This window comes from Marinobacterium sp. MBR-111 (assembly GCF_040547585.1).
Classification (GTDB): Bacteria; Pseudomonadota; Gammaproteobacteria; order Pseudomonadales; family Balneatricaceae; genus Marinobacterium; species Marinobacterium iners.
The window spans coordinates 1-21,195 of record NZ_JBEPQA010000027.1 but is presented as its reverse complement, the minus strand read 5'-3'; the positions used below and the strand labels follow the sequence as shown (position 1 = coordinate 21,195).

Here is a 21,195-nt window from a genome sequence, read left to right as displayed (position 1 = left end):
TCCGGCTCCTTTGATAATTGGGTTGATCAGATTACGACGATGCGAGTGCCGAAAATTAGACGCGACATTATTCATGTCCGGCCGGTCGATGTCAACCTTTACGCGCGTCGTCTTGAATCCACTTTGTCTGTCTGGCAAAGGGGGATATGATCGGCGCACATTTTTTGCATTTCAATAAAGGGGTCAGTGTGACAGACAAGGCGAAACGGGGCGGTGTCGGGCTACTGCGCTCCAGTGGCGTTGTGGGCATCATGACCATGATGTCGCGAGTGCTTGGCCTGGTGCGTGATGTGGTGATTGCCAATTACTTTGGTGCCAGTGGCAGTGCCGATGCCTTCTTTGTCGCATTCAAGATACCCAACTTCCTCCGCCGTCTGTTTGCCGAGGGCGCTTTCTCCCAGGCCTTTGTGCCGGTGCTGTCCGAGTATCGCAGCCAGCGAGATCTTGCCGCGGTCAAACAGCTTGTTGATCGCGTTGCCGGGGCGCTGGGTTCGGTGCTGGTGCTGGTCACGGTAATTGCGGTGATAGGAGCGCCTGTGCTGGCTGCTGTTTTTGCGCCGGGCTTTTACATGGCCGGTGGCGAAAAGTTTGAGCTTGCCGCCAACATGCTCAGAATCACCTTTCCCTATCTGCTGCTGATCTCTCTGACTGCTTTTTGCGGTGCCATTCTGAACAGCTACGAGCGCTTCGCCATTCCGGCCTTTACCCCGGTGCTGCTGAATCTGTGTCTGATTGGCTCTGCGGTTTGGCTCAGCCCCTGGTTCGAAACCCCCATCATGGCACTGGCCTGGGGGGTGCTGATGGCCGGCGGTGTACAGCTGCTGTTCCAGTTGCCGTTTCTGGCGCGGCTGCGGTTGTTGCCGCTTCCGAAGGCTGATTTCAAGGATGAGGGTGTGCGCCGAATTTTGAAGCTGATGCTGCCGGCATTGTTCGGCGTCTCGGTGGCGCAGATCAACCTGCTGTTGGATACAGTGCTGGCCTCCTTCCTGCAGACCGGCAGTGTGTCCTGGCTTTACTACTCTGACAGGCTGTCGGAGCTGCCGCTGGGTGTGTTCGGCATCGCTATCGCTACCGTGATTCTGCCCAGTCTGTCCCGTATTCATGCCGAAAAAAGCCCGGAACGTTTTGCCCATACCCTCGACTGGGCGATCCGCATGATTCTGCTGATCGGTCTGCCCGCTGCGCTGGCGCTGGCGGTGCTGGCCGAACCGCTGATCGCAACCCTGTTCCATTACGGTGAGATGACCGATCGGGATGTGCAGATGGCGGCCATGAGTCTGCGCGCGTATGCCTTTGGCCTGCTGGCGTTCATGCTGATCAAGGTGCTGGCACCGGGCTATTTTGCCCGTCAGAATACCCGTACCCCGGTCAAAATTGCCGTCAAGGCGATGGCCGCCAATATGGTACTCAACTTGATTCTGATCTGGCCGCTGGACCATGTGGGGCTGGCGCTGGCAACATCCATTTCTGCCTTCATGAATGCGGGCTGGCTGCTGCATGGGCTGATCAAGGAAGGCGTGTTCCGCTGGCAACCGGGCTGGGCCATGATGCTGTTCCGGCTGGCCAGTGCTTCCATCACGCTGGTGGCGGTGCTGTTGCTGATCATGAATTGGCTGGCCGGGAACTGGCTTGAGGCAAGTGTATGGCTGCGAGTGCAGTGGATGACAGTGTTGGTGCTGGCCGGAGCGGGGGCGTATCTCCTGATGCTGCTGGTGACCGGTCTCAGGTTACGCCATCTGCGCGGTTGAACACTTTCTGAGCGGTACTCGCCGGGTTCAGAGTACGATATACTTCGCAGTCCGAAATTCTGGCGCTGGCTCGGCAACTGCATGGAACTGATACGAGGCTTACACAATCTGCGTGATCGCCACCGTGGCTGCGTGGCAACAATTGGCAACTTCGATGGTGTTCACCTGGGCCATCGCAAGGTGCTGGCGCAGGTCAAGGCAAAGGCGGCTGCGCTTGGGCTGCCGAGTGTCGTTATCATTTTTGAACCCCAGCCGCGTGAATTCTTTGGCGGCGACAGCGTGCCGCCCCGTCTGACCCGTTTTGATGAAAAGGTACGTCTGTTGGCGGCCGAGGGTGTAGACCGGGTGGTCTGCCTCAGCTTCAATGCACGCCTGCGACAGATGTCGGCGGAAGCGTTCATCAATGAGCTGCTGCTGAAGGGGCTGGCGGTAGAGCATTTCGTGGTGGGCGATGACTTCCGTTTTGGTTGTGACCGCCGCGGCGACTATCACATGCTGTGCGAAGCCGGCGAGCGTCACGGTTTCACGGTTGAGGGCACGCACACCTTCACGTTGCTGGGCGAGCGTGTCAGCAGCACGCGTGTTCGCACTGCGCTGATGCGGAATGATTTTGAGCTGGCCGAGCAACTGCTGGGTTGGCGTTACGCCGTTACCGGCCGAGTGATGCATGGCCAGAAACTGGGGCGGCAGTTGGGTGTGCCAACCGCGAACGTGCGCATGCACCGCTACCCCTGTCCTCTGCGAGGGGTGTTTGCAGCCTGGGCTCATTTTGATGGCCAGTGTTTGCCTGCCGTCTGTAATGTGGGGTTGCGTCCCACCGTACATGGCCGTCTGCCGGTGCTGGAAGCGCACCTGCTCGACTACACAGGGGCCGAGTTGTATGGCAGCCTGATGCGGGTGGAGTTTCTGCACTTCATTCGCCCCGAACAGGCCTTTGATGGCCTGGACGCGCTCAAGACACAGATAGAAGCCGATATTGAACATGTCCGCGCCTGGTTTGCCCAGGCGGGCCGAGACTGACCTTACCTCTGGAAGCGACCTGTTATGACCGATTACAAAGCGACACTCAACCTGCCGGAAACGGCATTCCCGATGCGCGGCAACCTGCCGCAGCGTGAACCGGCTCGTCTGGCGCGCTGGGATGAAATCGACCTGTATCGTCAGTTGCGTGAAGAGGGCAAGGGACGCAAGACGTTTATCCTCCACGATGGTCCTCCCTACGCCAACGGTAATATTCATATCGGTCATGCGGTCAACAAGGTGATCAAGGACATGATCATCAAGTCCAGGACTCTGAGCGGCTTTGACGCCCCCTACGTGCCAGGGTGGGATTGTCATGGGCTGCCGATCGAGCACAAGGTCGAAACCCTGATCGGCAAGGCCGGTGATAAGGTGCCCTACCGTGAATTCCGTCAGAAGTGTCGCGAATACGCCGCCGAGCAGGTCGCCGGGCAGAAAGCGGATTTTATCCGTCTGGGCGTACTGGGCGACTGGGACAACCCCTACCTGACGATGAATTTCGACACCGAAGCCAACATCGTGCGCGCGCTGGGCAAGATCATCGACAACGGCCATCTGGTGAAGGGCTACAAGCCGGTCTACTGGAGTGTGGTCGGTCAGTCCGCACTGGCTGAAGCCGAAGTGGAATATCAGGACAAGACCTCCACCGCCATCGATGTGCGTTTTACCTTCATCGATCAGAACAAGGTGCTGGCACTGTTCGGCGCCACTGCCGGTGAGGCGCCGGTATCGGTGGTGATCTGGACCACCACGCCCTGGACCATTCCCGCCAACCAGGCGGTGTCGATCAACGGTGCTCTGGATTATGCGCTGGTGGAAGCGCACACCGAGCAGGGTGTGGATCGCATGGTCCTGGCTGCCGAGATGGTCGACGACATCATGGCGCGCTGGGGTGTGGACAAGTTTGAAGTGCTGGCGACCTGCAACGGCGCAGCGCTGGAGTTGCTGCAGCTCAAGCATCCGATCTATGACCGTCAGGTGCCGGTGATCCTCGGTGATCACGTCACCACCGATGCCGGTACCGGTGCCGTTCACACGGCGCCTGATCACGGCATGGAAGACTTTGTGGTCGGTCAGGCCTACGGTCTGGGCACACTGAACCTGGTGCAGGCCGACGGTACCTATACCGATGCGGCCGGCGAATTTGCCGGTGTTCACGTCTACAAGGCCGATGGTCCGGTGTGCGAGGCGCTGGAACGTGAGGGTACCCTGGTGCACCTGAAGCGTTTCCAGCACAGCTACCCGCACTGCTGGCGAACCAAAACGCCGCTGATCTACCGTGCCACACCGCAGTGGTTTGTCTCCATGGAGGCGAAGCAGCTGAAGAGCCAGGCGCTGGATGCGATCAAGGGCGTGCAGTGGTTCCCCGAGTGGGGCCAGAACCGCATTGAATCCATGGTTGAGCAGAGCCCAGACTGGTGTGTTTCGCGCCAGCGTACCTGGGGTGTGCCGATCACCGTCTTTACCCACAAGCAGACCGGTGAGCTGCACCCGCGCACCGCTGAACTGATCGAGCAGGTCGCGCAGAAGATCGAACAGGGCGGCATCGATGCCTGGTTTGAGCTGGACGCAACCGAACTGCTGGGCGATGAAGCGGCCGACTACGACAAGGTCACCGATACTCTGGATGTCTGGTTCGACTCCGGTGTGACCCACCATGCGGTCCTGCGCGAGCGCGAAGGCCTCAGCTTCCCGGCCGACATGTATCTGGAAGGTTCTGACCAGCACCGTGGCTGGTTCCAGTCATCGCTGAAAACCTCCATCGCCATCAACGGCTGCGCGCCCTACAAGCAGGTGCTGACCCACGGTTTCACCGTCGACGAAAAGGGCTACAAAATGTCCAAGTCGCTCGGTAACGTGATCGCGCCACAGGAAGTCACCGATACCCTCGGTGCCGATATCCTGCGCCTCTGGGTCGCCTCGACCGATTACTCCGGTGAAATGGCCGTGTCCAAGCAGATTCTGCAGCGCACAGCTGATTCCTACCGTCGTATTCGTAACACCGCTCGCTTCCTGCTGGCCAACCTGAACGGTTTCGACCCGGCCACCCACAGTGTGGATGCTGCTGACATGCTGGCACTCGACCGTTGGGCCGTAGACGCCACGGCGCGTCTGCAGCAGAAGGTAATTGCGGCCTACGACAGCTATCGTTTCCTCGATGTGTACCAGCAGGTGCACCACTTCTGCGTGCAGGAACTGGGCGGGTTCTATCTTGATATTATCAAGGACCGTCAGTACACCACCCAGCCGGACTCGCTGGCACGTCGTTCCTGTCAGACCGCGCTGTTCCATATCGCCCAGGCGCTGGTGCGCTGGATCGCGCCGATCCTCAGCTTCACGGCTGAAGAGATCTATGAAGCGCTGCCGGGCGAGCACAAGGACTCGATTCTGCTGACCACCTGGTATGAAGAACTGTTCGAGCTGGCTGAGGACGATGCCTTTGGTCGCGAGTTCTGGCAGCGAGTGATGGCGGTGAAAGACGCCGTCAACAAGTGTCTGGAAGATGCCCGTAACGAAAAGCTGGTGAAGGCTTCACTGGCGGCAGAGGCGATCCTGTATGTGGATGACAGTCTGCGGGCCGATCTGGAGCGTCTGGGCGATGAGCTGCGCTTTGTCCTGATCACTTCCGAGGCCACGCTGAAGCCGCTTAGCGAAGCCGGTGATGCCCGGGCCACGGATGTGAACGGCCTCAAGGTGGCTGTGGCGGCTTCTGGTCATGCCAAGTGTGGTCGTTGCTGGCACCACCGCGAAGATGTGGGCAGCCATGCCGGCCATGAGGAGCTGTGCGGTCGCTGCGTCAGCAACGTTGAAGGTGAGGGCGAAACTCGCCATTTTGCCTGATGACCAAGACTCTCAAGACAGGAGCCAGTGCGTTGCACTGGCTTTGGCTCAGCCTGCTGGTGATCGTGCTTGATCTGGGCAGCAAGTATCTGGCTGACAGCCTGCTGACCTATGCCAACCCAGTGCCTCTGCTGCCGGTATTTGATCTGACGCTGCTCTATAACACGGGTGCCGCGTTCAGCTTTCTGGCCGGTGCCGGTGGCTGGCAGCGCTGGCTGTTCGTGGCCATCGCTATGGGCATGAGTGCCTTCCTGCTGCACTGGATGTACCGTACCCCCCGGTCACATTACCTGTTGGGCGTGGGACTGGCGCTAGTGCTGGGCGGTGCTCTGGGCAACCTTTATGATCGTACAGTGCATGGTCATGTGGTGGATTTCATATCGCTGCACTGGGAAGGCTATTACTTCCCGGCCTTTAATATCGCTGACACGGCCATCACGCTGGGCACCATCGCGCTGCTGGTCGATATGCTGTTCAGCCGTAACGACACAACTGTTGAGGAACAGAAATGACAGACGCTGCAATCGGTCCCGGTACTCGGGTCAGTCTGCATTTTGCAATTAAACTGCAGGACGGACAGATCATCGACAGCAACTTCGATGCTCAGCCCGCCAGCTTCACCTTCGGCGACGGCAATATCCCGGAAGGATTCGAGCAGGCGATGCTCGGCCTCAAGGCCGGTGAGCACACCGAGTTGACCATCGCACCCGAACGCGGCTTCGGCATGCACAACCCCTCCAATATCCAGATACTGCCACGCAGTCAGTTCAAGGATATGGAGCTGGAGCCGGGCCTGGTCGTATCATTTCAGGAGCCGGGCGGTGAACTGCCGGGCATGGTGACCGAGTTCAACGATGACAAGGTCACGGTGGACTTCAACCATCCACTGGCCGGCAAGACGCTTATCTTTGAAGTACAGGTGGAGGTGGTCGAGGCCGCTTGACACCCGTCACCAGACTGTTCAGTCTGTAAAAGGCCCGACTCAGGACGAGAACGGCCTGCACAAGGTAAGTACAGCAAGAGACAGGATCATGGATGATCATACCCATATTGCCCCGGCCACCCAGCGGGGGCTTACGCTGATCGAATGCCTGTTGGCCATTGCCATACTGGGTATTCTGATTGCAATTGGCCCTGGCGGCTTTCACTCCCTGCTGGCTTCCAGCCGGCTCGCATCGACTCAAACCGAAATTCGCTCGTTGCTGGCCAGTGCCCGCTCGGAAGCGCTCACACGCAATCGCCGGGTAACAGCCTGTCGTACACTGGATGGTGCTCAATGTGCCGGAACCGGTCGCGCCGGTCAGCGGCAGTGGCAAGGGGCCCTGCTGTTCGTTGATCTGGATCAGGATCGCAGGGTTGGCGCAGGGGAAACAGTGTTTTACGTTGCAAACTTTCACACAGCTGTGAACATAATCTGGAATCGGGGTGATTCTCTTATCTATCAACCGGACGGTACAGCTCTGGGTGGCTCCAATGGCACATTTGCTCTGCAGGCAGAGGGCACGGCCATTGAGCACCGGGTGGTGGTCTCTTTACTGGGCCGTGTGCGTACTGAGGTGATCAACCCCTGAAGCGAAAATGGGCTCCACCGGGAGGGGGCCTGACCACAAAACGTAACAAGGGAGCGTCGTTCCATGTCCGATTTTCTGATAGCTGGTGCTGGTGTTATTGGCCTGATGACTGCCCGCCTGCTTGCGCAGGCTGGTGCCAAGGTAAAACTGATTGAACGCGGCCAATGTGCCCGTGAAGCGTCATGGGCGGGGGGCGGCATTGTATCGCCGCTGTACCCCTGGCGTTACAGCGATGAAGTGACAGCGCTGGCGCTGTGGTCTCAGAGCAGCTATGTGCATCTGGCTGAAGACCTGTACTCAGAAACCGGCTGCGACCCTGAACTGCGTCAGAAAGGGATGCTGATGGTCAATGTGGACTCGGAACAGGAGCAACGAGCATTGGACTGGGCGCGGCGTTATCACCGCCCTCTGACTCGTGTTGAGGCCCCATTCATCTACGAAACCGAACCCAATCTGGCAGCAGGCTTCGAGTCTGGTATTTGGATGCCGGAAGTCGCCAGCATCCGCAACCCGCGCCTTGGTCGCGCTTTGCGCGAAAGCGTACAGAAGCACCCCAATATCACCCTGTATGAAGATACCGAGATTGTGGGCTTTACCACTTTCGGTGAGCGAGTGACTGGCGTGAAAACGGCTCGTGGCCAGCATCAAGCCGATGAGGTGATTCTGGCCGGTGGGGCCTGGAGTGGTGAATTGCTGGCATCACTGGGGCTGAAGCTGCCAGTCGAGCCGGTGCGCGGGCAGATGATGGTGTTCAGAGCCCCTGTTGGGCTGGTCAATCGTGTGGTGATGCTGGAAGGACGTTACGTTATTCCGCGCAATGATGGCCGCGTACTGGTAGGCAGCACACTGGAGCATGTGGGCTTTGACAAGCAGACCACGGAAGAGGCTGGCCATTCCCTGTTTGATACCGCCACCCGCATTGTGCCCGAGCTGGCCGCATATGAAGTCGAACATCATTGGGCCGGCCTGCGTCCAGGCTCTCCTGACGGTATTCCCTTTATCGGTGCCGTTCCCGGCTGGAAGGGGCTACACCTGAATACCGGACACTACCGCAACGGTCTGGTTTTGGCGCCGGCGTCCACGCGCCTGTTGTCCGATCTGCTGCTTGAGCGTTCACCCGTCATCAATCCTGAGGCATACTCTCCTGCTGGACGTTTACAGGCACTCTGAGCAGTCGCAGGAGAGAGATGAGCACACCGATCCGGGTCGTCATGGCCCAGCTGAATCTGCTGGTGGGAGATATCCCCGGCAATACGGGCCGTATCATCGATACGGCTCTCAAGGCACGAGATGAACTGAACGCTGATCTCGTGCTGTTCCCCGAATTGGCCCTGACCGGTTATCCGCCTGAAGACCTGCTGCTGCGCCCCAGCCTTGAGCTGCGTGTTCAGGAAGCGCTGCAGCGCATTCTTGCCGCCGTATCGGGGGTTACGCTGGTGCTGGGCTACCCACGCTATCGCGAGGGCGCGCTTTACAACATGGCCGGCGTGATCCGTGACGGTGAGCTGCTGCATGAGTATGCCAAGCAGTGCCTGCCCAACTTTCAGGTGTTCGACGAGAAGCGCTATTTTGCGGCGGGCGATGAAGTCGGGCTGTTTGAGCACAAGGGCATCAAAATCGGCCTGAGCATCTGCGAAGACATCTGGCACACCGGGCCGGTTGAACAGCTGAGGGCTGCGGGTGCAGAGCTGGTACTGAGCCTCAACGCATCCCCTTTCCATATCGGCAAACCGGCACAACGTCGCGATGTGCTGCATCAGCGGGCGCAGCAACTGGGTTGCCCTCTGGTGTATCTGAACCTGACCGGCGGGCAGGATGAACTGGTGTTCGATGGCGGCTCCATGCTGGCCTCGGCCCAGGGCGATATTCTGTTTCAGGGGGTACATTGCGAAGAAGCGCTGTACAGCTGCAGTTTCGACCCGGCAACGGCTGTGCTGAAACCGGAGCAGGCTGGCGTGGCCGAGCCGGACAGTGACGCACTGGTCTATCAGGTACTGGTGCAAGGCGTGCGTGATTACATCAACAAGAACGGTTTTCGCGGCGTGGTGCTGGGGCTATCGGGTGGCATCGATTCGGCCCTGACGGTGGCGGTGGCGGTGGATGCGCTGGGTGCCGACCGGGTAGAAGCGGTGATGATGCCGTTCCGCTATACCTCCTCCATGAGCCTTGAGGATGCCGAAGCCGAAGCGCGGGCGCTGGATATTCAGTACGATGTGATCTCCATCGAGCCGCTGTATGACAGCTTCATGCAGCAGCTGGCTCCCCAGTTCGAGGGGCTGAATCCGGATACCACCGAAGAGAATCTGCAGGCCCGCTGTCGGGGTGTGCTGCTGATGGCGATCTCCAACAAGAAAGGCTATCTGGTGCTCACCACCGGTAACAAGAGTGAAATGGCCGTGGGCTATTCCACCCTGTACGGCGATATGGCCGGTGGCTTTGATGTGCTCAAGGATATCCCCAAAACGCTGGTATACCGGCTGTCGCGCTATCGCAATACGCTGTCGCCGGTGATACCTCAGCGCGTCATCGATCGTCCGCCATCGGCCGAGCTGGCGCCTGACCAGACCGATCAGGACAGCCTGCCGGACTACGATGTACTGGACCGCATTCTTGAACTGTATGTGGAGCGTGATTACTCCGCTCAGGCGATTATCGACGAGGGTTTTGCCGCAGAGGATGTAAACCGAGTGCTGCGTCTGGTCGATATAAACGAGTACAAGCGGCGTCAGGCACCGATCGGGCCACGCGTAACCCAGCGCGGCTTTGGCCGCGACCGGCGTTATCCGATTACGTCAGGCTGGAAAGCCGGAATCTGATTCCGGTTGTCGCTGCAACAAAAAAGGCCGGCATTTTGCCGGCCTTTTTATGTGCGTAAGGATGAAGCCTTGGCTTATTCGGCCGCATCCTCATCATCAAATACACCAAAGGTCATGCGACTGAACAGCGAGCGCTTGTTGGCTTGCTCTTCAGCGTCTGCACGATCCTGCGCTTCGGCCCGCAGGCGGTCAGCGGCCGGAGTGGGGCGGGCCGGTTCAGCCGGCTCGGCACCGCCGAGCAGACCAAAACTGGCGGCTTGCATCAGGGTCGCACTGTCCTGCTTGAACGGACGTATCTGATACTCCGGGTAGTTCAGCTGCAGCACTTCCAATGCATTTTTGGCCAAGTCATGCATGTTCAGCTCGGTATAGGCCTCGGCCATGATCGCCAGCGCATCGGGAACGGCTGGAGTTTCCTGCAGGTTCTCGACCACATAACGACCACGGTTGGCTGCGGCCACCCAAGCCTGACGGCGCATGTAGTAGGAGGCCACATGGATCTCGTGGGTAGCCAGACGGTTTTTCAGGTACTGCATGCGCTTTTGCGCATCCGGTGCATACTCGCTCTGCGGGTAGCGGTTGAGCAGGGTCGAGAAGCTCTCGAAAGACTCAAGTGCGGCACCGGGATCGCGCTGGCTCACATCGATTGGCAGATATTTTTCGAAGAAGGAACGGTCTTCCTCGAATGCGGTCAGGCCCTTGAGGTAGTAGGCGTAGTCGATGTTATCGTGGTTCGGGTGCAGACGAATGAAGCGGTCGGCAGCGGCACGGGCCGATTCCGGTTCGTAATTGCGGAAGTAGGCGTAGATCAACTCCAGCTGAGCCTGCTCCGAGTAACGGCCAAACGGATAGCGGGCTTCCAGCAGCTGCAGCTTTTCAACCGCCAGGCCGTAGTTGTCGGCTTCCAGAGCGCTGAGTGCCTCGTCATAGAGCTGCTGCTCCGGTACATCCGGTGCTACCTTGTCGCCTCCAAACCATGAGCAGGCGGAGAGCAGGCTGAAAAGCGCCAGAGTAGCCAAGATTTTCAAGGGTCGCATGATCGATCATTCCTGATGCTGGGAGCCGAATTCGGCGTGACTGGCCGGATTCGGTTATACTGGCCAGATAGTATCCGGCCTATTTAAACATAACCGGAGCCCATGCCAAAACATCCGCCGATTAAGAATCATATTGATGTCAGAACAGTTAGAGTTAGAAACACAGGTACCGACCGAAATGTTCGGAATGCGACTGGATCAGGCGGTCGCGCAGCTGTTCCCGGATTATTCCCGTTCCCGCCTGCAGGGCTGGATCAAGGAGGGAACTCTAACCGTTGACGGCAAGGTGCTCCGGCCCCGTGACAAGCTTAATGGTGGCGAACGGATCGAGGTCAAAACCGAGCTGCAGCGCATCGAGCATCACGAGGCACAGGTGATCCCCCTCGACATCATCTACGAAGATGAATCGATCATGGTGATCAACAAGCCTTCAGGGCTGGTCGTCCATCCCGGCGCCGGTCATGCCAGTGGTACACTGATGAATGCCCTGCTGCACCACTGCCCGGATATTGCTCAGGTACCGCGTGCCGGCATCGTGCATCGGCTGGATAAGGAAACCACAGGCCTCATGGTCGTGGCCAAGACAATTGCTGCCCAGACCGATATCGTGGTCCAGCTGCAGGAGCGCAGCATGGGGCGGGAATATGAAGCGGTTGTAAATGGTGTCATGACAGGTGGGGGCTGCGTCGAGGAGCCAATGGGACGCCACTCCAAAAACCGCCAGAAGATGGCGGTTGTAGGGGTTGGGAAGGAAGCGATCACTCACTATCGAGTACTTGAAAAGTTTCGTGCGCACACGCACATCCGGCTCAAGCTGGAGACCGGGCGCACCCACCAGATCCGTGTCCACATGGCTCATATCAATTACCCACTGGTGGGTGATCCGCTTTACGGTGGTCGCTTTCGCATGCCCAAAGGAGCCAGTGGTGCCATGCAGCGTGCCTTGAAAGCGTTCCACCGTCAGGCGCTGCATGCCAAAAAACTGGAGCTGTATCATCCGACCAGTGGCGAGCTGATGTCCTGGGAAATCGATCTACCCGAAGACATGCAGCATCTTTTGACCGTTTTGAAACGGGATGCACAGGAATACGACTACGAGCTATGAAACTGATCCGGCCGGACTGGTCCCTCTCTGATGGTATTGGTGCATGTGTCACCACCCGTATTGGCGGGGTGAGCCAGTCGCCATGGGCGTCGCTGAATCTGGGTGACCATGTGGGTGATCAGCCGGAGGCCGTGGCCACCAACCGTTGGCAGTTGCAGCAGGCGCTCGGTAGCATCAAGCCTCAATGGCTGTCGCAGGTACACGGCATCGAAGTGGTCGAGGCTCAGGCCGATGGCCGTGTCCGCGAGGCCGATGCCTGTTGGAGTTCGACTCCCGGCGTGGCGTGTGCAGTGCTGACGGCAGATTGCCTGCCGGTGCTGTTTGCCGATCCGGCCGGCCAGCGAGTTGCTGCTGCCCATGCCGGTTGGCGCGGGCTGTTGAACGGTGTACTGGAAGCCACCCTGGACTGTTTTGAAACACCCGAGCGGGTGCAGGTCTGGCTGGGGCCGGCGATCGGGCCACTGGCCTTTGAGGTCGGGCCTGAGGTACGGGCCGCCTTCTGTGAACAGATGCCCGCGGCGGAACAGGCATTCGTCCCCTCGCCACTGCACCCCAACCGCTGGTTGGCGGATCTTTATCAGTTGGCGTGGCAGCGACTGCACCGGGCCGGTGTTACCGTGATCAGTGGCGGTGAGTATTGCACCTTCACCCAGCAGGATCTGTTTTTCTCCTATCGCCGCGACGGCGTAACCGGTCGCATGGCGAGTCTTATCTGGCTAGAAGCAGCGGCCGGAGGCCGCAGGGACAGCTGAATGAACCTGACTGATTTAAAAGCTCAGCAAGTTGCGCTTATCCTGGCTCTGGATGGGCCGCAGTCCTTGCGGCAGCGGCTGGCAGCATTGGGCATCCTGCGAGGCCAGCGAGTAGAGCTGCGTACCAAGTCTCTCTGGGGCGACCCGCGTGCATACCGGATCGGCAATCAGAAATTCTGTCTGCGCAACGCTGAGGCGCAACATATTTGGATACAATTGCAAGATGACTGATCGCTGCTACACGCTCGCCCTGATAGGCAACCCCAACTGCGGTAAGACCTCGTTATTCAATCAGCTCACTGGGGCCAGTCAGCGTACCGGGAACCTGTCAGGGGTGACGGTCAGTGGTCGTATCGGGGAATGTGAGCACCGAGGTGTGCGGCTGAAAATCGTCGACCTGCCGGGTATCTATTCCCTGAGTCAGAACCGCAGTGAAGAGCGAGTCGCAAGAGACTACCTGACGCAAGAGCAGCCGGATCTGGTGATCAACGTGCTGGATGCAGGCAACCTGGGTCGGCACTTGGCGTTAACCAGTCAGTTGATGGAACAGAACGTACCGCTGCTGCTGGCGCTGAACATGCTGGACGAGGCTGAGCGCAACGGCACTCGACCAGACCTGGCCGCCATGTCGGAGGTATTGGGCGTTCCGGTGCTGCCCAGCGATGGCCGACGCAAACTCTATTGCGACAAACTGTTGGACGCGGTCGTGACTCGGCTGCAGCAGCCGGTTGCAGTACCCCCGCTTACAATCGAATACGAACCTCATATTGATACCCTGTTGAATCGTCTGGAAACACATGGGCTGCCGCGTTGGCAGAGCGTGCGCTGGCTGGAGTCCGCTGGCGACGTGGATTTTGCCTTGACCGATGAACAGCAGGCCATGCTGGATGAGGGGCAGAACAGCATCCAGGCCGAGCACGCACTCGGAGCTGGCGAACTGGTGTCCGAAGGGCGCTACGGCTGGGTTCATGGCTTGCTGCACCGCATGGGGCAGAGCCATGAAGAGTGCAATTTGGCTGATGATCGTCTGGATCGTATTGTGCTGAACCGTTGGCTGGGGCTACCGGTTCTGGTTGCACTGCTGTGGTTGATGTTCGAAACCACCTTTACCGCAGGGGCGCTGCCTGCAGACTGGATCTCTCAGGGCGTGGACTGGATTACGACACAGGTGGCACAACACATACCTGAGTCTCTGCTGCGGGAAGTGATAGTCGATGGGATATTGGCCGGTGTCGGTGGTGTGCTGGTATTCCTGCCCAATGTAGTGCTTCTGTTCCTGTTCATGGAGTTGCTTGAGCAGAGTGGCTACATGGCCCGTGCTACCTTTCTTGTCGACCGGCTGCTCAGTCGAGTGGGTTTGCATGGCAAGGCGCTGGTGCCTCTGGTGATGGGGTTTGGCTGTAACGTGCCGGCAATTATGGCGACCCGCTCCATAGAAGAACCCCGCGCCCGCCTGATCACCATTCTGATCAACCCCTTTATGAGCTGCTCGGCGCGGTTGCCGGTACTGCTGTTACTTGCCGGGGTGTTTTTTCCGGACAACGCGGGCACGGTGTTGTTTGCGGTCTACGGGCTTGGGGTCTTGATCGCGTTGGCATGTGCCGCGATCTTTGCACGGGTGCTGCCGGCGCATTATGACGAAACGTTCATCATGGAATTGCCGCCCTGGCGTATGCCTGGTGGCCGCTCACTGCTGCTGCATCTTTGGGATCGCTGCCGCGACTTTATAACCAAGGCGGGCACCGTGATTCTGATTGGTTCCATTCTGATCTGGCTGCTGCAAACCTTCCCGCGTGGTGGTGAACCGTTGCTGGAACAGTTCGGTCATGCCCTAACGCCGCTCTTTGCTCCTTTGGGGTTCACCTGGCATGAAACGGTTGCACTGCTGTCCGGTTTCCTTGCCAAAGAGGTGATCGTCGCATCGCTGGCGGTTGTCTATCAGGCCAACAGCGAGAATACCGCCCAGCTGCAGCAGGCGATAGGCCAGGTACTGCCGGCAAGCGCGGGGCTGGCCTTTATGGTCTACACCCTTCTTTACATGCCTTGTCTGGCAACACTGGCAGTAATTCGGCGTGAAACCGGGCGGTGGGCCTGGGCTGTTGTTTCACTGCTGCTTGGGCTGACACTGGCGTGGGTGTGTGCCTGGATAACCTTTCATGTAGGGCAGTGGTTGCTGTGAGCACGATGACTGTGTTCGATTGGGTCATTTTGGTCGGCCTGGTGTTACTGGTCAGCATCTGGCTGCTGCACCGTATTCGCTCCAGCCTTAAGGTCGGCTGCTGCAGCACTGATACCTCCACTTGTGCCGGTTGCAGTGGTAGTTGCGGCAAGCGTAACCAGACGAATGTCAGCCCCTCGGCTGCCAATAACAAAAAGCCCGACTGATTGCTCAGCCGGGCTTTTTATCAAAGCGCTTATGGGTTTCAGGCGCCGATCACACCACCATCTTCACGCTGTACCACCATAATGGTGGAACGCGGCTTGCTGTTGCCGCCGCCCGGGAAGTGCGACGGGGCCAGCTCTTCACCCGGGTGCTGCACACCGATGAATACCGTGCGCTGATCCGGCGAGAACGCCAGACCGGTGATCTCACAGGCGATGGGGCCAGTGGCAAAGCGGCGGATTTCGCCGGTCTGCGGATCGGCACAAAGCATCTGGTTGTTGCCCATGCCGGCAAACTCGCCCTCGTTGCTGTACTTGCCGTCGGTCTGAATCCAGAGGCGGCCGGCAGCATCAAAGCCAAGACCATCCGGGCTGTTGAACATGTTGTCGGCAGTGATGTTGTCGCTGCCGGCGTAGAGGCCTTCGGCAACGGTTGGGTTGCCGGCCATGGCGAACAGGTCCCAGTCAAAGCGGCTGTCCACATGGTTGCCCTGATGCGGCCACCAGCGCACGATCTGGCCGTAGTTGTTCTTGGCTCGCGGGTTCGGACCACCCACCGGCTGGCCTTCCTTGCCGCGGTTCTTGTTGTTGGTCAGAGTGCAGAACACTGCCTTGTTGTCCGGATGAACAGCTACCCACTCCGGGCGATCCATGGTGGTGGCGCCTACTTGCGTGGCGGCTTCACGGGCAAAGATCAGCACTTCCGCCTGGTCGGCAAAGCCGTTCTCGGCGGTAAGGCCATTCTTGCCGTGAGTCAGCTCGATCCACTCGCCCTGGCCCTTGATCTCGCCGTCATTGGCGGAGAAGCGTGCCACGTACAGGGTGCCTTCTTCCAACAGGTCACGGTTGGCCTGCTGGTTGTTCGGGTTGTATTTGGCCTTGGAAACGAACTTGTACAGGTGCTCGCCACGCTCGTCATCACCCAAATACACCACCACATGACCGGACGGGTCGATGGTCAGAGCGGCATTCTCATGCTTGAAACGGCCCAGAGCGGTGCGCTTCTTCGGTGTAGCGGTCGGGTCCATCGGATCGATCTCGACCACCCAGCCGAAGCGGTGCGGCTCGTTCGCATGCTTGGCCAGATCGAATCGCTCATCATGGCGATACCACTGGTAGTCACGGTTGCCCGCTTTCAGGCCGTAGCGTGTATCGCGTGCCGGCAGTGCAACGTCATCCTGAGCCGAGGCGAAGTACTTGTGGAAATTCTCTTCGCAGGTCAGGTAGGTGCCCCAGGGCGTTTCGCCGTTGGCGCAGTTGTTGAATGTGCCCAGCGGCTTGCGGCCTGAAGGGTCGGCGGCGGTTTTCATCAGCGCATGGCCAGCGGCCGGGCCGGTCAGCTCCATCGGTGTGTAGGCGGTGATACGACGGTTATGGTCGGAATTGCGGTTCACCTGCCACTCGCCCTTGGCGTTGCGGCGGATCTCGAAGATGGACACGCCATGTGCCGCCTGGGATTTTTTCACCTCATCGGCGGTCAGGTCCTGCTTGCCCTGATGGGCGAACAGGTATTCCGGGTTGATGTACTCGTTATTCACTGCCAGCAATGCACGGTCTTCGTCCAGTGGGAAGAAGCTCATGCCGTCGGTATTGTCACCGAACTGACCGGCCTGCGCGGCTGCATTCTGGGAACCGGATGCGTCAAACGCCGGCGCACCCTTGAGGATGGGATCGCCCCAGGAAATCAGCGGCTTGGCTACATAGCCTTCGGGCACCACAAAAGTATCGGCGGTGCTGGCCGGTACGGCCTTGAATCCCATCAGCTTGCTGGGTTTCGGGCGGGTCACGGCTGCAACTGCCTGTGCCAGCGGGTTGGCGGCCAGGAACAGGCCCATGGCAGCGGCTCCACCACGCAGGAAGTTGCGACGGCTGATGCCTTTCGCCGTCATGCGGTCAAAATCGGTCTGTTCCAGTTCCGGATGATCTTCGGGATCAAAATGCTCAATCTGATTCATGTCACCTGTCCTGTATTGGGTTACCGGGATGCAGGTGCATGTTGTAGCAGTGTGCTATTACAGAATTAAGAAAAGTGTACTGCTGTATAAGAAATAACTAATTTAATTACTGTCAGATCTTGAAGCCGCCCCTGCTGGCCCCTATCTATAGGGGTAACAGAAACAGCCGAACCGTCTGACCCCCTATGTCGGACCAGCGGCACCGAGAGATCCACAGGAGACCTCATGCGACCCGACAAATTTACCTCACGACTTCAGGAAGCCCTGTCCGACGCCCAGTCACTGGCGATCGGCAAGGACCACAACATGATGGAGCCGATCCACCTGCTGGCTGCCTTTTTGCAGCAGCAGAACGGCTCGGTGGCGCCGCTTTTGCGTCAGGCCGGTGCCGACCGGATGACCCTGACCGCCAAGGTGGGCGAAGCACTGGACCGCCTGCCGGTCGTCAGCAGCCCCGATGGCGAGATCCGCCTGTCCCAGAACATGGCCCGTCTGTTCAACCTGACCGACAAGCTGGCGCAGCAGCGTGGCGATCAGTACATCGCCAGCGAGCTGGTGCTGCTGGCGATGCTGGATGACAAGGGCGATGCCGGCAAAGTATTGAAAGACTGTGGCGTGAACCGCCAGTCACTGGAAAACGCTATCAATAACATGCGGGGAGGCGACAGCGTGAACGATCCCAACGCGGAAGAGACCCGTCAGGCGCTGGACAAATACTGCATCGACCTGACCGAGCGCGCCGAGTCCGGCAAGCTGGACCCGGTGATCGGTCGTGATGACGAGATTCGCCGTACTATTCAGGTGCTGCAGCGCCGCACCAAGAACAACCCGGTGCTGATCGGTGAGCCCGGTGTGGGCAAGACCGCCATCGTTGAAGGGCTGGCGCAGCGCATCGTCAACGGCGAAGTGCCCGAAGGGCTCAAGCGCAAGAAAGTGCTGTCGCTGGATATGGGATCGCTGATTGCCGGTGCCAAGTTCCGTGGCGAGTTTGAAGAGCGCCTGAAAGCGGTACTGAACGAACTGTCGAAACAGGAAGGCCAGATCATCCTGTTCATCGACGAGCTGCACACCATGGTCGGCGCCGGCAAGGGCGAAGGCGCCATGGATGCGGGCAACATGCTCAAGCCCGCGCTGGCGCGTGGCGAGCTGCACTGTGTCGGTGCCACCACGCTGGACGAGTATCGTCAGTACGTGGAAAAGGACGCTGCGCTGGAACGTCGCTTCCAGAAGGTGATTGTCGATGAGCCCTCCGAAGAGGACACCATCGCCATTCTGCGAGGCCTCAAGGAGCGCTACGAAGTGCACCACGGCGTCGATATCACCGACTCCGCGATCATCGCCTCCGCCAAGCTGAGTCAGCGTTACATCACTGACCGCCAGCTGCCGGACAAGGCGATCGACCTGATCGACGAAGCCGCCTCGCGCATCCGCATGGAGATGGACTCCAAGCCGGAAGAGATGGATCGTCTCGACCGTCGCCTGATCCAGCTGAAGATGGAACGCGAAGCACTGAAGAAAGAGAAAGACGAAGCCTCGCGCAAGCGTCTGCAAGAGCTGGAGCACAACATCGGCAAGCTGGAGAAAGAGTACTCCGACTTCGAAGAGGTGTGGAAGGCCGAAAAAGCCAGCCTGCAGGGTTCGCAGCAGATCAAGGAACAGCTTGATCAGGCCCGTGTCGAAATGGAACAGGCGCGTCGTGCCGGTGACCTGGCGAAGATGTCCGAGCTGCAGTACGGCCGCATTCCCGAGCTGGAGAAACAGCTGCAGGCCGCCGACAGCACCGAGCAACAGGCGGAAGAGCACAAGCTGCTGCGCAACAAGGTGACTGAAGAGGAAGTGGCCGAAGTGGTCGCCCGCTGGACCGGCATCCCGGTCAGCAAGATGTTGGAAGGCGAGCGCGAAAAGCTGCTGCGCATGGAAGATGCCCTGCACCAGCGCGTGGTGGGCCAGAGCGAAGCGGTGGTGGCCGTGTCCAACGCCGTGCGCCGTTCCCGCGCCGGTCTGTCCGACCCCAACCGCCCCAACGGCTCCTTCCTGTTCCTCGGCCCGACCGGGGTGGGCAAGACCGAACTGTGCAAAGCGCTGGCCAGCTTCCTGTTCGATACCGAAGACGCCATGGTCCGCATCGACATGTCCGAGTTCATGGAGAAGCACTCCGTCGCACGCCTGATCGGTGCACCTCCGGGCTATGTCGGCTACGAAGAGGGCGGCTACCTGACCGAAGCGGTGCGCCGCAAGCCCTACTCGGTGCTGCTGCTGGACGAAGTGGAGAAGGCGCACCCGGATGTATTCAACATCCTGCTGCAGGTGCTGGAAGACGGCCGCCTGACCGATGGCCAGGGCCGTACCGTGGACTTCCGCAACACCATCGTGGTGATGACCTCCAACCTGGGGTCTGACCTGATCCAGAACTACAGCGATGACGACGACTACAACCTGATGAAACAGGCAGTGATGGAGTCTGTGGGTACTCACTTCCGTCCCGAAGTGATCAACCGCATCGACGAGGTGGTGGTATTCCACAGCCTGCGCAAGGAACAGGTGGCCGGCATCGCCGAGATCCAGCTGGACCGCCTGCGCAGGCGCCTGGCCGAGCGCGAGCTGAGCATCACCTTCACCAGCACCGCTATGGACAAACTGGTGGACGTGGGCTTCGAGCCGATCTACGGCGCCCGCCCGCTGAAGCGGGCGATCCAGCAGTGGATCGAAAACCCGCTGGCGCAGAGACTGCTGGCCGGAGAATACGAACCCGGTCGCGAGATCGCGGTGGATGTGGAGGCTGGGGAGTTTACCTTCAGGTAATCTCTGGTTGTCACACCGTGTTGATAGAAAAAGCCTGCCGAGCGATCGGTGGGCTTTTTTGCTTTTCGGCTACTGAAGCTGGCAGTGAACCGATGCACGGCTACCCAGGAGAGGAGGTGCAGAGCCAGGATGATAGATTTTTTACTTTGGTTGGGTGGTCAGTTCAGACTGTGCTGGCTATAGTGTTGTTAATGGATGACAGGGAGTACCGTGCAGATCAGCGCAGCACGGCGGCGTTCAGCACGTAATGAAGGAGTATCAGGTATGACCAAACCTCACCATATTTTTCCTCTGATCCCTTCCCGGCTGCCGTTGATGGTGCTCACTGCTGAGTGGCCCTCTGTCGAACGGGTATACCTTTTTGTCAATTCAACGAAAAATAAATCCTTATCTATCAGTTGGTTATGTGATGGGTGAAGGAATTAAAAGGTATACCCGCTAATATTAAACCGGTGGCAATTTAGACCTGCAAGGCGCCGCTGAAAGCAGCATGGCTACTGGCCTCTTTCCGACAGGAACTGCCGCCGGGTTAATAATTATTATGAGGTTTACCTCATAAATAGGCTGTTAAATACCTAAAGGAGTAAAGATGTCCCTCATCGCTAACACACCGAAGCCGCCATACTACGCCGTAATTTTTACATCTCACCGTACTGAAGGTGATAGCGGTTACGGACAAATGGCAGATCGAATGGTTGAACTGGCCTCAAAACAACCAGGGTTTTTGGGCGTGGAGTCGGCACGAGAGGATGTTGGAATTACCGTTTCATATTGGGCTGACCTTGAGTCCATCAGGCAGTGGAAGGCAAATGCAGAGCACCAAGAAGCCCAAAGGCTTGGTCATGAAAAATGGTATTCATCATTCAAAACTCGTATATCGAAGGTAGAACGGGACTACGGCATTTAACAAACCAATTAATCCGACCTCAATACGCTGCGCTCCTTTCGGCGGCTTATTGGGGCGTTATATAGCAAAAGGATTTGTAGTGAGTATCAAAACAGGAATAAGTTTATTTGGTTGGCTTATCTACATAATTCTGGCTTCCACTGTGCTTAGCTACGTAGTTGATACCTGAATCAGTGAATTCATCTGCTATTGCCGTGCCACCGCATTGAATATAACCACATTCTTTAACACCGCTCGATCTTATCCGGATTCTGCCGCC

At 58.6% G+C, this 21,195-nt stretch carries 17 protein-coding genes; 15 read left to right on the top strand and 2 right to left on the bottom strand.

Annotation, left to right across the window (positions count from 1 at the left end; genetic code table 11):
• Nucleotides 1-251 precede the first annotated feature (251 nt).
• From murJ to ABIE61_RS15585, 8 genes are all read left to right on the top strand, one after another.
• On the top strand, nt 252-1,748 hold the full coding sequence (murJ, locus tag ABIE61_RS15620) for a murein biosynthesis integral membrane protein MurJ (protein WP_502915065.1): 1,497 nt from the start codon (nt 252-254) through the stop codon (nt 1,746-1,748).
• 81 nt (nt 1,749-1,829) lie between these two features.
• Nucleotides 1,830-2,768, top strand: a complete 939-nt coding sequence (gene ribF, locus ABIE61_RS15615) for a bifunctional riboflavin kinase/FAD synthetase (RefSeq protein WP_091826461.1) — start codon at nt 1,830-1,832, stop codon at nt 2,766-2,768.
• Nucleotides 2,769-2,792: 24 nt separating this feature from the next.
• A complete protein-coding gene (gene ileS / locus ABIE61_RS15610) occupies nt 2,793-5,609 on the top strand; it encodes an isoleucine--tRNA ligase (protein WP_354411166.1) in 2,817 nt (938 codons plus the stop codon).
• Complete coding sequence (gene lspA, locus ABIE61_RS15605) at nt 5,609-6,121, top strand: signal peptidase II (protein WP_091826465.1); 513 nt, start codon at nt 5,609-5,611, stop codon at nt 6,119-6,121. The genes ileS and lspA overlap by 1 nt, the downstream gene beginning before the upstream one ends.
• Nucleotides 6,118-6,552, top strand: coding sequence for an FKBP-type peptidyl-prolyl cis-trans isomerase (locus tag ABIE61_RS15600; RefSeq protein ID WP_354411163.1), 435 nt, complete (start codon nt 6,118-6,120; stop codon nt 6,550-6,552). The genes lspA and ABIE61_RS15600 overlap by 4 nt, the downstream gene beginning before the upstream one ends.
• Before the next feature lie 88 nt (nt 6,553-6,640).
• Entirely contained in the window at nt 6,641-7,180 is a 540-nt protein-coding gene (locus ABIE61_RS15595) for a GspH/FimT family protein (protein ID WP_354411160.1), read from the top strand.
• A gap of 63 nt (nt 7,181-7,243) precedes the next feature.
• Nucleotides 7,244-8,350 carry a glycine oxidase ThiO gene (gene thiO / locus ABIE61_RS15590; protein WP_354411157.1) on the top strand — a complete coding sequence of 369 codons (1,107 nt, stop codon included), beginning with the start codon at nt 7,244-7,246 and terminating at the stop codon, nt 8,348-8,350.
• Nucleotides 8,351-8,367: 17 nt separating this feature from the next.
• Entirely contained in the window at nt 8,368-9,996 is a 1,629-nt protein-coding gene (locus ABIE61_RS15585) for an NAD+ synthase (protein WP_354411155.1), read from the top strand.
• Nucleotides 9,997-10,070: 74 nt separating this feature from the next.
• On the opposite strand, the gene ABIE61_RS15580 is transcribed toward ABIE61_RS15585, so the two are convergent.
• Nucleotides 10,071-11,033, bottom strand: a complete 963-nt coding sequence (locus tag ABIE61_RS15580; RefSeq protein ID WP_206838424.1) for an outer membrane protein assembly factor BamD — start codon at nt 11,031-11,033, stop codon at nt 10,071-10,073.
• Between the two features lie 136 nt (nt 11,034-11,169).
• Here ABIE61_RS15580 and rluD point away from each other — a divergent pair, with 136 nt between their 5' ends.
• Genes rluD through ABIE61_RS15555 form a run of 5 tightly spaced genes read left to right on the top strand, consistent with a single transcriptional unit; the run spans nt 11,170 to nt 15,275 of the window.
• Nucleotides 11,170-12,138 (top strand): 23S rRNA pseudouridine(1911/1915/1917) synthase RluD, encoded by a 969-nt coding sequence (rluD, locus tag ABIE61_RS15575; protein ID WP_091826474.1) that lies wholly within the window; start codon nt 11,170-11,172, stop codon nt 12,136-12,138.
• Nucleotides 12,135-12,890, top strand: coding sequence for a peptidoglycan editing factor PgeF (pgeF, locus tag ABIE61_RS15570; RefSeq protein ID WP_354411151.1), 756 nt, complete (start codon nt 12,135-12,137; stop codon nt 12,888-12,890). The genes rluD and pgeF overlap by 4 nt, the downstream gene beginning before the upstream one ends.
• On the top strand, nt 12,891-13,121 hold the full coding sequence (locus ABIE61_RS15565; RefSeq protein WP_354411148.1) for a FeoA family protein: 231 nt from the start codon (nt 12,891-12,893) through the stop codon (nt 13,119-13,121).
• Nucleotides 13,114-15,069, top strand: coding sequence for a ferrous iron transport protein B (feoB, locus tag ABIE61_RS15560; protein ID WP_354411145.1), 1,956 nt, complete (start codon nt 13,114-13,116; stop codon nt 15,067-15,069). Before ABIE61_RS15565 ends, feoB begins: the two co-directional genes overlap by 8 nt.
• Entirely contained in the window at nt 15,066-15,275 is a 210-nt protein-coding gene (locus ABIE61_RS15555; protein WP_354411142.1) for a hypothetical protein, read from the top strand. Before feoB ends, ABIE61_RS15555 begins: the two co-directional genes overlap by 4 nt.
• Before the next feature lie 38 nt (nt 15,276-15,313).
• Here the strand turns inward: ABIE61_RS15555 and ABIE61_RS15550 are convergent, their stop codons facing one another.
• The gene (locus ABIE61_RS15550; RefSeq protein ID WP_354411140.1) at nt 15,314-17,227 is read right to left on the bottom strand and encodes a PhoX family protein; all 1,914 of its coding nucleotides are present in this window, start codon (nt 17,225-17,227) and stop codon (nt 15,314-15,316) included.
• Between the two features lie 225 nt (nt 17,228-17,452).
• Here ABIE61_RS15550 and clpB point away from each other — a divergent pair, with 225 nt between their 5' ends.
• Nucleotides 17,453-20,029 carry an ATP-dependent chaperone ClpB gene (gene clpB, locus ABIE61_RS15545; protein WP_354411137.1) on the top strand — a complete coding sequence of 859 codons (2,577 nt, stop codon included), beginning with the start codon at nt 17,453-17,455 and terminating at the stop codon, nt 20,027-20,029.
• Nucleotides 20,030-20,618: 589 nt separating this feature from the next.
• Complete coding sequence (locus ABIE61_RS15540; RefSeq protein WP_354411135.1) at nt 20,619-20,936, top strand: antibiotic biosynthesis monooxygenase family protein; 318 nt, start codon at nt 20,619-20,621, stop codon at nt 20,934-20,936.
• Nucleotides 20,937-21,195 lie beyond the last annotated feature (259 nt).

Excerpts from the sequence above, each read along its gene's own strand:
- murJ (WP_502915065.1), top strand. The coding sequence starts at position 252 with ATGACCATGATGTCGCGAGTGCTTGGCCTGGTGCGTGATGTGGTGATT.
- ribF (WP_091826461.1), top strand. The coding sequence starts at position 1,830 with ATGGAACTGATACGAGGCTTACACAATCTGCGTGATCGCCACCGTGGC.
- ileS (WP_354411166.1), top strand. The coding sequence starts at position 2,793 with ATGACCGATTACAAAGCGACACTCAACCTGCCGGAAACGGCATTCCCG.
- lspA (WP_091826465.1), top strand. The coding sequence starts at position 5,609 with ATGACCAAGACTCTCAAGACAGGAGCCAGTGCGTTGCACTGGCTTTGG.
- ABIE61_RS15600 (WP_354411163.1), top strand. The coding sequence starts at position 6,118 with ATGACAGACGCTGCAATCGGTCCCGGTACTCGGGTCAGTCTGCATTTT.
- ABIE61_RS15595 (WP_354411160.1), top strand. The coding sequence starts at position 6,641 with ATGGATGATCATACCCATATTGCCCCGGCCACCCAGCGGGGGCTTACG.
- thiO (WP_354411157.1), top strand. The coding sequence starts at position 7,244 with ATGTCCGATTTTCTGATAGCTGGTGCTGGTGTTATTGGCCTGATGACT.
- ABIE61_RS15585 (WP_354411155.1), top strand. The coding sequence starts at position 8,368 with ATGAGCACACCGATCCGGGTCGTCATGGCCCAGCTGAATCTGCTGGTG.
- ABIE61_RS15580 (WP_206838424.1), bottom strand. The coding sequence starts at position 11,033 with ATGCGACCCTTGAAAATCTTGGCTACTCTGGCGCTTTTCAGCCTGCTC.
- rluD (WP_091826474.1), top strand. The coding sequence starts at position 11,170 with ATGTCAGAACAGTTAGAGTTAGAAACACAGGTACCGACCGAAATGTTC.
- pgeF (WP_354411151.1), top strand. The coding sequence starts at position 12,135 with ATGAAACTGATCCGGCCGGACTGGTCCCTCTCTGATGGTATTGGTGCA.
- ABIE61_RS15565 (WP_354411148.1), top strand. The coding sequence starts at position 12,891 with ATGAACCTGACTGATTTAAAAGCTCAGCAAGTTGCGCTTATCCTGGCT.
- feoB (WP_354411145.1), top strand. The coding sequence starts at position 13,114 with ATGACTGATCGCTGCTACACGCTCGCCCTGATAGGCAACCCCAACTGC.
- ABIE61_RS15550 (WP_354411140.1), bottom strand. The coding sequence starts at position 17,227 with ATGAATCAGATTGAGCATTTTGATCCCGAAGATCATCCGGAACTGGAA.
- clpB (WP_354411137.1), top strand. The coding sequence starts at position 17,453 with ATGCGACCCGACAAATTTACCTCACGACTTCAGGAAGCCCTGTCCGAC.
- ABIE61_RS15540 (WP_354411135.1), top strand. The coding sequence starts at position 20,619 with ATGTCCCTCATCGCTAACACACCGAAGCCGCCATACTACGCCGTAATT.